The sequence below is a fragment of the Flavobacterium sp. T50_26 genome, from assembly GCF_057652995.1.
In genome coordinates this window covers 23,537-35,109 of sequence record NZ_JBYFCC010000033.1, presented here as the reverse complement: position 1 = coordinate 35,109, position 11,573 = coordinate 23,537, and the positions used below count along the sequence as shown (strand labels likewise).

At 32.7% G+C, this 11,573-nt stretch carries 13 protein-coding genes; 5 read left to right on the top strand and 8 right to left on the bottom strand.

What is annotated here, in order from left to right:
- The 3 genes from AC23MC_RS15335 to AC23MC_RS15325 form a co-directional block, all read left to right on the top strand.
- On the top strand, positions 1-131 hold a 131-nt coding region (locus AC23MC_RS15335; RefSeq protein WP_487568691.1), incomplete at its 5' end, for a T9SS type B sorting domain-containing protein.
- Between the two features lie 7 nt (positions 132-138).
- On the top strand, positions 139-1,149 hold the full coding sequence (locus AC23MC_RS15330; protein WP_487569223.1) for a PorP/SprF family type IX secretion system membrane protein: 1,011 nt from the start codon (positions 139-141) through the stop codon (positions 1,147-1,149).
- A gap of 39 nt (positions 1,150-1,188) precedes the next feature.
- On the top strand, positions 1,189-1,704 hold the full coding sequence (locus AC23MC_RS15325) for a gamma carbonic anhydrase family protein (protein ID WP_487569222.1): 516 nt from the start codon (positions 1,189-1,191) through the stop codon (positions 1,702-1,704).
- Positions 1,705-1,706: 2 nt separating this feature from the next.
- On the opposite strand, the gene murI is transcribed toward AC23MC_RS15325, so the two are convergent.
- The 8 genes from murI to AC23MC_RS15285 form a co-directional block, all read right to left on the bottom strand.
- Positions 1,707-2,483, bottom strand: coding sequence for a glutamate racemase (gene murI, locus AC23MC_RS15320; RefSeq protein ID WP_487569221.1), 777 nt, complete (start codon positions 2,481-2,483; stop codon positions 1,707-1,709).
- A 74-nt stretch (positions 2,484-2,557) separates the two neighbouring features.
- Positions 2,558-3,058, bottom strand: a complete 501-nt coding sequence (locus tag AC23MC_RS15315) for an OmpH/Skp family outer membrane protein (RefSeq protein ID WP_487569220.1) — start codon at positions 3,056-3,058, stop codon at positions 2,558-2,560.
- 15 nt (positions 3,059-3,073) lie between these two features.
- Positions 3,074-4,114, bottom strand: a complete 1,041-nt coding sequence (locus AC23MC_RS15310) for an OmpH/Skp family outer membrane protein (RefSeq protein ID WP_487569219.1) — start codon at positions 4,112-4,114, stop codon at positions 3,074-3,076.
- Between the two features lie 41 nt (positions 4,115-4,155).
- Positions 4,156-6,876 (bottom strand): BamA/OMP85 family outer membrane protein, encoded by a 2,721-nt coding sequence (locus AC23MC_RS15305; RefSeq protein ID WP_487569218.1) that lies wholly within the window; start codon positions 6,874-6,876, stop codon positions 4,156-4,158.
- Positions 6,809-7,549: an undecaprenyl pyrophosphate synthase gene (gene uppS / locus AC23MC_RS15300; protein WP_487569217.1), complete on the bottom strand. Its 741-nt coding sequence runs from the start codon at positions 7,547-7,549 to the stop codon at positions 6,809-6,811. Before uppS ends, AC23MC_RS15305 begins: the two co-directional genes overlap by 68 nt.
- A 1-nt stretch (position 7,550) precedes the next feature.
- The gene (porG, locus tag AC23MC_RS15295; RefSeq protein ID WP_487569216.1) at positions 7,551-8,234 is read right to left on the bottom strand and encodes a type IX secretion system protein PorG; all 684 of its coding nucleotides are present in this window, start codon (positions 8,232-8,234) and stop codon (positions 7,551-7,553) included.
- Positions 8,235-8,377: 143 nt separating this feature from the next.
- Positions 8,378-9,262 (bottom strand): NAD kinase, encoded by an 885-nt coding sequence (locus tag AC23MC_RS15290; RefSeq protein ID WP_487569215.1) that lies wholly within the window; start codon positions 9,260-9,262, stop codon positions 8,378-8,380.
- A 2-nt stretch (positions 9,263-9,264) separates the two neighbouring features.
- Positions 9,265-9,924, bottom strand: coding sequence for a CBS domain-containing protein (locus AC23MC_RS15285; protein WP_487569214.1), 660 nt, complete (start codon positions 9,922-9,924; stop codon positions 9,265-9,267).
- A gap of 99 nt (positions 9,925-10,023) precedes the next feature.
- Here AC23MC_RS15285 and AC23MC_RS15280 point away from each other — a divergent pair, with 99 nt between their 5' ends.
- Positions 10,024-10,737: a pyridoxine 5'-phosphate synthase gene (locus AC23MC_RS15280; RefSeq protein ID WP_487569213.1), complete on the top strand. Its 714-nt coding sequence runs from the start codon at positions 10,024-10,026 to the stop codon at positions 10,735-10,737.
- Between the two features lie 34 nt (positions 10,738-10,771).
- Positions 10,772-11,533 carry an alpha/beta fold hydrolase gene (locus AC23MC_RS15275; protein WP_487569212.1) on the top strand — a complete coding sequence of 254 codons (762 nt, stop codon included), beginning with the start codon at positions 10,772-10,774 and terminating at the stop codon, positions 11,531-11,533.
- Positions 11,534-11,573: the final 40 nt, after the last annotated feature.

Sequence of the window (11,573 nt, the reverse complement as noted above, 5' to 3'; positions counted from 1 at the left end):
CGGCAGGCCAAGGTTGGGATGGAACATTCAACGGTCAAAACCTCCCATCAACCGATTACTGGTTTACAATTGAGTACCTGGAAAACGGTCAAAATAGAACATTTAAAGCACATTTTTCATTAAAAAGATAGAAACCCCATGAATCTAAATCTTAATTTAAAAAAATCTTATTTACTACTACTATTGTTTATTTCGCAATTTTCATATTCGCAAGAGGGAATAGCAGTATATTCAGATTATTTAACAGATAATTATTACCTTATTCACCCTTCAATGGCAGGAGCTGCCAATTGTGCAAAACTAAGAGTGACCAGTAGAGCACAATGGTTTGGTCAAGAAGACGCACCTAGTTTGAGTACCGTGAGTTTTAATGCCGGGGTTGGAGAAAAATCTGGAGTTGGTGCGATTTTGTTTTCGGATAGAAACGGGTATCATTCACAAAAAGGAATTAAGCTTACCTATGCTCACCATATCATGTTCTCTAGAAGTGAAATTGATTTGAATCAGTTATCGTTTGGTATTAGTGGAGCATTAGTTCAAAGTCAATTAGACGAAACATCTTTTATAGATAATCAACCTTTTGATCCAATCATTGGAGGTATTTATCAAAAAGATTCTTATTTCAATTTAGATTTGGGAGCATCTTATAATTACTTAGAATTTTATGCTCACTTTACGGTAAAAAACGCAATAGCAAATGTTAGACGTGAAATTTATACCGAATTTGAATCAGACAATTTAAGAAAATTCTTATTGAGTGCAGGTTATGTTTTTGGAGATAGCGACCGCTTGCAATGGGAGCCTTCCATATTATTTCAATTAGTGGAAGAAACAAAAGAGAAATCAATTGACTTGAATTTAAAAGTTTATAAGAATGTAGATTTTGGTAAAATTTGGGGAGGTTTGTCTTATAGAAGAAGTTTTGATGGAGCACAATATGTAGAAGGTAATAGTGTTAATGATCAACGTCTGCAATATTTCACACCAATAGTTGGTGTAAATTACAAGCAATTTATGTTTGCTTATACCTATTCTTATTTGGCTGGTAATGTTCGATTTGACAATGCTGGTTTCCACCAAATCACATTAGGTATGAATTTATTCTGCAAACGAGACAAATACCAATGTAATTGTCCTGCTATTAATTAATAAATTATATCCCGGCTCTTGTCGGGATTTTTTTTAACTATGATAATTAAATCTGTAAACGGGAAATCTCCTGTTATTCCAAGTGATTGTTATGTGGCAGAAAATGCTACTATTGTTGGCGATGTGCAACTAGGTTCTTTGTGCAGCATTTGGTTTAATGCCGTGCTGCGTGGTGATGTTCATTTTATTAAAATTGGAAATAAGGTAAACATTCAAGATGGTGCAATAATTCATTGCACGTATCAAAAGCATCCTACCATTATTGGCAATAATGTTTCCATAGGGCATAATGCTATTGTTCACGGTTGCACGGTGCACGATAATGTTTTAATCGGAATGGGAGCAATTGTAATGGATAATTGTGTAATAGAAAGTAATTCTATTATAGCCGCGGGTGCTGTTTTAACCCAAAACACACATGTAGAATCAGGAGCTATTTATGCTGGTGTACCTGCAAAAAAAGTAAAAGACATTAATCAATCGGATTTTGCAGGAGAAATTGATCGAATTTCAAATAATTATGTGATGTATTCTGGATGGTTTAAAGACGAATAGTTCTAAAAGTCTTTTTCAATTACTTGGTATTTATTTTTTAGAATCGATTTTAAAACCATCGGATTGTGATTGGTATAGAAGATTTGCGAGCTTTTTTTGTCATTACTTAATAAATTGGTCTCCATCAGAACATTCTTCGTCTGACGGGCTACAGCTTCGCCTGAATCTATTATTTTAATATGTTTTGGAATTATTTTCTTTATTTGAGGAATCAAGTAGGGGTAATGGCTACATCCCAAAACTAAATAATCAATATTCTCCTTCACCATTGGTTCCAAATAGCTTTTTAGCAAAAGAGTCATTTCTTTTGAATTCATTTTGCCTTCTTCAATCAGTTGAACTAAACCAAAACCAACTTGCTCAACAATTTTTGTTGTTGGATAATTCAAAACGCTTTTGCTAAACAATTCGCTACTCAAAGTTCCTTTAGTTGCCAAAATGCCTATAGTGTGTGTTTCAGAGCTTTTTGCAGCAGGTTTAATTGCTGGTTCAATTCCGATAAACGGAACGTCATAACTTGCTCTAAGCTCATCTATGGCATTAGTGGTGGCAGTGTTACAAGCAACCACAATTAGTTTTGCATTTTGATTTAATAAAAATTCAGTATTTTTTTTGCTAAGAGCAATAATTTCATCTTTTGATTTTTGTCCGTACGGTGCATTTTTACTATCTGCTAAATAAATAGTGTTTTCATTTGGCAGTAAAGTATGAATTTCTTTCCAAATGGAAGTTCCGCCAATGCCAGAGTCAAATAAACCGATGGGTGCTGAATTTATCATAGCTCAAAAATAAAAAAAACTGCTCAATTCCCGTTAGTTTGGGTGAGCAGTTTTTATATTTTTTGTTAGATTTTTTAGAAACCTAAATCTTTTTTTACATCTAAAGTTAAATCTGTTCCGTCTGCAAAGATGGCAGAGTTAACATCAATTACATAGTTGAAACCTTTTGCTTTTCCAACTTTAGCAATAGAAGCTTTAATTTTTTCCATTAATGGTTTTGCCAAATCAGATTCTTTTTGTTGTAACTCTTTTTGAGCAGTTTCTCTGTAGTCTCTGATTCTTTTTTCCATATCCTGCACTTCTTTAGCTCTTTCTTCATTTACTTTTTCAGTAACATTTGCAGCTTCTTCATCATATTTTTTCAATTTAGCATAATATTCATCAGCCATTGTTTTAAATTCTGCATCATATTGTTTGCTAAGTGTTTCTAATTGTTTTTGAGCTTCAATCATAGCAGGCATTTTGGTAATCAACTCATTTGTATCTACATGTGCTATTTTAGTTTGTGCAGTAGCTGTTTGACTTGCACTGAAGAATAAAATAGTCGCAATAAATAAAGTTTTCAATTGTTTCATCATTTCTAGTTATTATTAATTATTGTTTTCGTTTTGTTTTTCTTTGTTTTCGTTTTGTTTTTCTTCTCTTGCTTTTTTAGCAGCTTCACGATCGGCTAATATTTTTTGTTTACGCTCTTCAATTTGTTTTTTTCTGTCGTCTAATTTTTGTTGTCTTTCCTGTTCAGCTTTTTGTTTTATTTCTTCAGCCGTTGGTTTTGCATTTTCTATTTCAGAGTTTCCTTCTTTTCTTTCTTCAGTAGAAGAATTACTATCAACTGTTTTTTCTTCTTCTTTTACATCTTTATCAGAAACTGTGCCATTCTTTTTAGCATCACGTTCTTCTTTCAATTTTGCACGTTTGTCATCAAAGTCTTTTTTCTTTTGAGCGGCAAGTGCTTTACGTGCTTCCACAACGCTATCTCGTTTTGATTTGCGTTCTTCAAGAATTTTTTTACGTTCTTCTAAAGCAGGATTGTTATCGTCTTTGTAATCTTCAATTCGTTCTTTTTCTTCTAATTCTTTGAGTTGTTTTTTGCTCATTTGCTCGCGTTTAGAAGCACGGGTTAACGAACGAATTACTTGGTCGCTAATGTCGTGTCGTTTTGCAGCAAAAAGCACTGTTAAATCGGAAGATTTGTCTAAAATAAAATCAAATTTTTTAGCTTCAGCTAAATCCTGGACGGCTGTAAAAACTTGGTCTTGTATAGGTTTAATCAGTACAGCTTTTTGCACGATTAAATCACCGTTCGGGCCAAATCTTTTTTGTTGATATTCAATGAGTTCTGTTTCAAGAAACTTGATTTCCTCTTCTTTTTCTTCAATTAATTCCTTTGTTAGAAGTACTTTTTCGTTAGTAAGACTTTCTTTAAAAGCATTAATTTCATTTTGTTTGGTTTCAATTTCTTGCTTCCATTTCTGTGCTTTAAGTTCTAATTGGTTTTTTGCTTCTGTGTAGTCCGGAACATTTTGAAGTATGTATTCCATATCAATATAACCAATTCTAACACCTCTGGTTTGTGCCTCTGAGGCGACTCCGGATAGTGTTAAAAGCAATAAAAAAACTAATTTCTTCATATTCTTTAAAATTATCATGTAAATATAACAGAAATTAACAATTAAAATTGTTGTCCGATGATAAAATGTGTCTCCCAACCATTTTTTACTGTTTGACCAGGTACTGCATCAAAGCCGTGACCAAAGTCAATTCCTAATAATCCAAAGGCAGGCATGAAAACTCTAAGTCCCATTCCGGCAGATCGTTGTAGTTTAAAAGGATTGTATTCTTGGAAACTATTAAAAGAGGCTCCGGCTTCCAAAAATCCTAAAACATAAATTGAAGCGGCTGCTTTTAATGTTATTGGATAACGAAGTTCCATGGTAAATTTGTTATAGATGGTGCCTCCATCAGTGTCTGATAATGATTGATTTGGATAACCTCTTAGCTGAATAATTTCTCTTCCGTCAAGGGCAAAGTTTGCTAAACCGTCTCCTCCAAGGAAGAAACGTTCAAAAGGAACTAATCCTCTTTCATTGTTATAGGCTCCCATAAATCCAAATTCGCCTAAAGTTCTAAAAACTAATGCATTTTGATTTGTTCCGGCTATTTTTGTGTACCAATCAACTTTTAATTTTACTTTATAAAATTCTAACCAGTTAAATCTTTTTTGGTCTACTTTACTTTGATCAACAGTAGCATCTGCAAAATTTTCCTCTGAAACAGGAGATCCATTTTCATCAATTAAAGTGCCAATTGGGATAATATCATTAGTTACAGGGTCATTTGTTTCTTGAGTTGTTCTAAGTTTATATTCTTTCTGATTTTTTAAATCTTCATAATCAACTCCATTGAACAATGAATAAGGAGGAGTGAATTTTGCTGTAATAGAAAATTCTGAACCGTAAACCGGGAAAATTGGATTAACCCCTTTGTTATTTCTTGTTAAACCAACGGTGTAAGCTAAATTTCTGGCAGATCCGTCTCCAAATTTAAATAATCCGGTATTGTAATTATTTAAATCATAGTATTGAAAACTCAGCGATTGAGATAATACGAAGAAATCATCCGGCACTGTTAATCTTTTTGCGATACCTACAGAAAGTGATGTAATGTTAAAACTTCTACTTCTGTCAACATCTCTTGTTTGAAAATTATTTAAAAATTGTTTACTGTGCGATAATGATGTTGAAAATTGTATTGGTTTTTTTCCGCCCAACCATGGCTCAGAAAACGTTAAGCTATAGGTCTGGAAAAATGAACTTCCTTGTAAACGTAGTGACATGCGTTGGCCATCACCCATTGGAAGTGGTTTATACGCATCTTTCTTAAAAATATTTCTAGCCGAAAAATTATTAAAAGATAAACCAAGTGTTCCTATGAAACCACCGCCTCCGTAACCTCCTTGAAGTTCAATTTGACTCGAACCTTTTTCAACAAGATTATATTCAATGTCAACTGTTCCTGCAGCAGGATCTACATTTTTGAATTTTGGATCGATTGCTTCAGGATCAAAAAATCCTAATTGACCAATTTCACGAATTGTTCGTACTAAATCTTCTTTGCTATATTTTTGACCAGGTTTTGTGCGAAGTTCACGATAAATTACATGGTCATTAGTTTTGTCATTTCCAACAACTGTAATTTTATTAAAGTAGGCAAGCGGTCCTTCTAAAATTCTTATTTCAAAGTCGATAGTGTCATTTGCGGTTCGAACTTCTACCGGATTGATTGTAGAAAACAAATATCCATTATTTTGATACAAATTGGTAATATCATTTGCTTCCGGATTTTTCTTGTTCGCGATTCGTTCTTGAAGCATTACACCATTGTATGTTTCACCTTTTTTAATTCCTAAAACACGACTTAAACCTTCGTCTGTATAGATTGTGTTACCTAAGAACTTAATATCACCAAAGTAATATTTTCTACCTTCCTCAACTTTTATTTTAATATCTACAGTGTTCTTTTTGTTATTAAAAGTTACACTATCATAAATAATTCTTGCATCACGAAAACCTTTTTCTTTGTATTTGTCAATCATGCTAACAAGGTCTTCTTTGTATTTGTCTTTGATAAATTTAGACCCTTTCCAAAATCTTCCAAATAGTTTAACTTTGGTATTAGACATGGCTGCTCGTAATTTGCTGTCTTTTATTTGTTCATTTCCTTCTATGTCTATGCTTGAAACTTTTATTTTGGTGCCTTTATCAACATTAATAACCATTTTTACTTCGTTTCCACTTGTGGTGTCAGGAATGGTATTAATGGCTACTTTGGTGTTATAAAAGCCGTCTTTTTTGTACTTGTTTTCAATAGTAGTTTTGGTTGTGGTAATTAAATTTTCGTTTACAACTTTGCCTTTTGTTAAGTTTATTTCTTTGAGTAAAGTTTCAGCTTTGTTTTTCTTTAATCCCTGAATTTTTGCTTCATTTAATTTAGGAAGTTCTACCATATTTAATTCTAAAAAAATGGTGTCTCCTTTGATGCTGTTGATATACATATCAATGTCGCTAAACAGACCTAATTTTCCTAATTTTTTGATAGCTGTACTGATTTCTTCACCAGGAACAATGATTTTTTGACCTTTTTCTAATCCAGAAAAGGTTACTACCGTTTGCTCGTTAAAAGTAATTTTTCCCGTTACTTCAACGCCTCCTAAAATGTATTGGGAACCTCTTTCGTATGGTGCAGCTTCTTGTGCTTTTAACTGAGAAATACTTCCTAAAAAAAGTATTGCAAAAAATGACGTAATGTTTCTCAACACGTTTTTTCTATTTAATTTGTTCACTTGTTTTTCCAAACCTACGTTCTCTTTTTTGATAACTAATAATAGCTTCATATAAATGTTGTTCTCTAAAATCCGGCCATAACACATCTGTAAAATATAATTCTGCATAGGCAATTTGCCATAACAAAAAATTACTGATACGATGCTCTCCACTGGTTCTGATTAATAAATCAACATCGGGTAGATTGTGTGTGTAAAGATGTTGATTAATAATTGTTTCATCAATAGATTCTGGCGAAATTATATTATTTTTAACTTTATCACTTATGGTTTTTATTGCGGAAACCAACTCTTCTCTGGATCCGTAACTCAAAGCGAGTGTTAAAGTCATTCGTTTATTTTCCTTGGTTTTGTTAATTACTTCTAAAAGTTCTTTGTGTGCAGTGCTAGGTAAAAGCGATAAATTGCCAATAGAATTTAGTTTAATTTCATTTTTTTGAAGTGTTTTCAACTCTTTTTTCAATGATTTTATTAATAAATTCATCAAAGTATCTACTTCTAATTTTGGACGATTCCAATTTTCAGTTGAAAAAGCGTACAGGGTAAGGTTTTCAATTCCAAGTTTTGCACAGTTTTCAACCGTTTCTCTCACCGATTTGGTGCCTTTTTCATGACCAAACGCTCGGAGCATTCCTTGTTGTTTTGCCCAACGACCATTGCCATCCATAATGATAGCAAGATGTTTTGGTAAATTGTCTTTATTTATGTGTTCTTCTAAAATCATTTTATTCCGGACAAAAACATGGGTTTTCTCCAAATGTATAGGTTAACGTAAATCCGGTAAACATATACCAATCTTTACTGTTTATATTTCCAAATTGCAAAGAAGATAGGTTTTCGTTTTTTGGATTACTTCCATCTAAATTATCGGTAAACGTAAAACGTGCTCCAGCTTCCAGACCAACTATAAAATTTCTCGCTAATCTTGCTTTTAGACCAACAATCATTGGAATGGCTAATGTTCCTTTTTGATAATCTTCTGTTGCTTGATTGTCTAAATAAAACAATTCTTTGTATGCAAAATAACTCAACCCAGTATAAACATAAGGTGTGAATTGCGGTTTCATGCTATGTAAATCAAATTCAAAAAAATTAAATTCCATTCCGGCCGAAGCTTCATGAATGGTGTTTTTAAAATTGAAACCTCTTAAATTTCTGTCTGCAACATCAGAATCCAAATCATTTGATGAAATTTTACCATAGGTATAACTAAATCGATAGGAATGTCTGGTGCTTCGGTTCCACTTATAAATAATTCCTAAAGCAACATCGTTCGGTGCAATATAAGTAGTTGGTCCAACATCACCAATATAATTTGCTCCACCGACAAAAATACCAATTTCGTTAATTTGGGCATTTAATCCGGCAAAAATGAGCGTAAAAAATAATGCAATCTTTATTCTATTCATCTATTTTAAAATAGCGTGCAAATATAACAATTATGACTAGTTTACAGTCAAATAATTGCGATTTATCACAAATTAATTTCAAAAAAAACGGAAATAAAAGGGCGGTAGTATAGTTGGAGAGCTTTATTTTTTTTAAAAATGACTTAATTTCTTTTGTCAACTCCCCATAATAATTTGTTTCGAAGGGTTTTTAGAAACGTTTCATCCTGAATTTCAACCATGTTAATTTTAAATTGTGTTTTTTTGATAGTTAAAACGGTTTCGTTATTCATCGTTGCAATTCTGCTGTCTAACGAAACTAAAAACTGTGGTTCTCTTCCGGAAACTTTTAATATAATCTCTGTTTTATCAGGAATAACCAATGGTCTTGCGTTCAAATTGTGCGGAGCGATAGGTGTGATGACTAAGCTTTTTACATCCGGTGTTAAAACCGGTCCGCCGCAACTTAACGAATAGCCCGTTGATCCTGTTGGTGTAGAAATGATTAAGCCATCTGCCCAATACGAAGTTAAATATTCTCCATTTAGGTAGGTTTCAACCGTAATCATAGAAGTGGTGTCTTTTCTACTAACAGAAATTTCGTTTAAAGCAAAATTAATGTCTTTGATTTCTGTGTTTTTTGGGCTGCTTTCTAAACTTAATAACGTTCTTTTGGAAACGGTATAATTTTTATTTAAAATAGATTGCAAAAACAACTCAATATTTTCTTTTTGAACTTTTGCTAAAAAACCTAATCGTCCCGCATTAACTCCCAAAATAGGAATTCCGGAATTCCGTACATACGTAATGGCTCTCAAAATTGTTCCGTCGCCACCAATGCTTATTAAAAGATCAAAACTGTTATCTAAATCTTTGTAAGTTGAAAATGTTTTGTATTCTTTTTTCAGAATTTCTTCGGCATATAAAATTTTCAAAAAGGCTTCTTCTATCACTAATTCAACATGATTGTGATTCAAATAAACAAAAATGTCTTTGATAATTGGTCGCGTATCGTTTTGATAATATTGTCCGAAAATGGCAATTTTCATGCTTAGATATTTAAGTATTTATCTAAATAATCTGAACGTTCTTTCAAATTGTTCAAGTAATTATCTTCTTGATGTTCCGAAACGATTTCATAATTGTATCGTCTGAAAGTTTGAATAATTTCATTCATTCCGCCAAGCGACAATTTTATCGTTATTTCTACAAATTCTGCATTAGCTTCAGAAATAAAAATTCCTAAAATCTTTCCGTTATTGGTTTCAATAATTTGTGCAACTTGGCTCATGGAGAAATCAATTGTTGGTTTTTTCACGATAATTATTCCGCCTTGTTCCTTCAAAAAAGGTGTTTCTGCAAAAAATTGAACAATATCATTTAATTCATAATAGCCTAAATATTTGTTCTGCTCGTCTAAAACCGGAATTAAATTGGTGTGATTTTGTGCAAATACTTCCAAAACATCCAACCATATCATATTGTTTCGGGCAAAAAAACCTTCTAAAGTATAGCGGTATTCAATAACCGACTTATGATTATCAAATGTAATAACATCATCTGCAGCAATACTACCAATGTAGATGCCTTCTTCAATCACCGGAAAGTGTGAAAAAGTTAAATCGGCAAAAAAATCTTGAATGTTTTCAATGGTTTCTTTTCCGTCAAATGGTTTAAAATCATTATTTATGTAGTTCGTTATTTCTAACATAGCCATTTAATTTCGTTGCAAAATAATCAAAAAATACGACAATTGAGGTTCTTTAACTTTGTATTTTTGCAATCAGATTCTTAAATTAATTTTTTTAATATGACAAAGTTAAGCGTAAATATCAATAAAATTGCAACACTTCGAAATTCAAGAGGCGGAAATATGCCAAATGTAGTGCAAGTTGCTAAAGATGTGCAGCGTTTTGGGGCTCACGGAGTCACGATTCATCCTCGTCCGGACGAACGTCACATTCGCTATCAAGATGCTCGCGATTTGAAACCGATTGTTTATACAGAATTTAATATTGAGGGAAATCCGGTTCAAAAATTCATCGATTTAGTGTTGGAAGTAAAGCCTACTCAAGTGACTTTAGTGCCTGATGCCGATGATGCTCTAACCTCAAATGCCGGTTGGGATACCATCAAAAACAAAGATTTTTTAATTGAAGTGATTCAGGAATTTAAACGAAATAACATCAGAACCTCCATTTTTGTCGACCCGGTTTTATCGATGGTTGAAGGTGCAAAAAATACCGGAACAGACCGAATTGAATTATACACCGAAGAATTTGCACATCAATACAGTTTAGGAAACAAAGCCGGAATACAGCCGTATGTTGATGCTGCATTTTTATCCAATCAACTCGAAATGGGTGTGAATGCCGGTCACGATTTAAGTTTGGATAATATTCAATTTTTCAAAGAAAATATTCCTAATTTGTTGGAAGTTTCCATCGGTCACGCTCTCATTTGCGAATCGCTTTATTTGGGAATCGAAAATGTGGTGAATATGTATTTGCATAAACTTAAATAGATTTTTTTTCAATCTTTAATCAAAATAAATTCAAATGTTATATTCTAAAATTGAAGGAGAGGGAAAACCACTGATTATACTTCATGGCTTTTTAGGTATGTCTGATAATTGGAAAACGCTCGGTACACAATTTGCCGAGCAAGGTTTTCAAGTTCATATGCTCGATTTGCGAAATCACGGGCGAAGTTTTCATTCGGATGAATTTAATTATACCGTAATGTCCCAAGATATTTTGGCGTATTGCAATTTTCATCAATTAGAAAAAATTGATATTATTGGTCATTCGATGGGAGGAAAAGTAGCGATGTTTTTAGCAATAAATCATCCGGAATTGATTGATAATTTAATAGTTGCCGATATTGGTCCGAAATATTATCGTCCGCACCATCAAGACATTTTAGAGGGATTAAATGCAGTTGATTTTTCATTAAAACCCGAAAGAAATGAAGTAGATGAAATTTTGAAGAAATTCATTCCAGACTTTGGAACTCGTCAATTTTTGATGAAAAGTTTACATTGGAAAGAACCCGGACAATTGGCATTTCGATTTAATTTGGATGTTTTTAATACAGAAATTGAACAAGTTGGGAAAGCTCTTCCGGAAGAATCACACTTCGATAAGCCAACGTTATTCATTAGAGGTGGAAATTCAAGATACATTTTAGATGAAGATTTTGATGCAATTAAAAATCAATTTCCAAAAGCTGAGTTTGAAACAATTCCGAACGCAGGTCATTGGTTGCATGCCGAAAATCCGCAACTGTTTTTTGATCTAACAATTCGTTTTCTAAAATAAAAAATCCCCGAATTAACGGGGATTTTAAATAGAATTTATA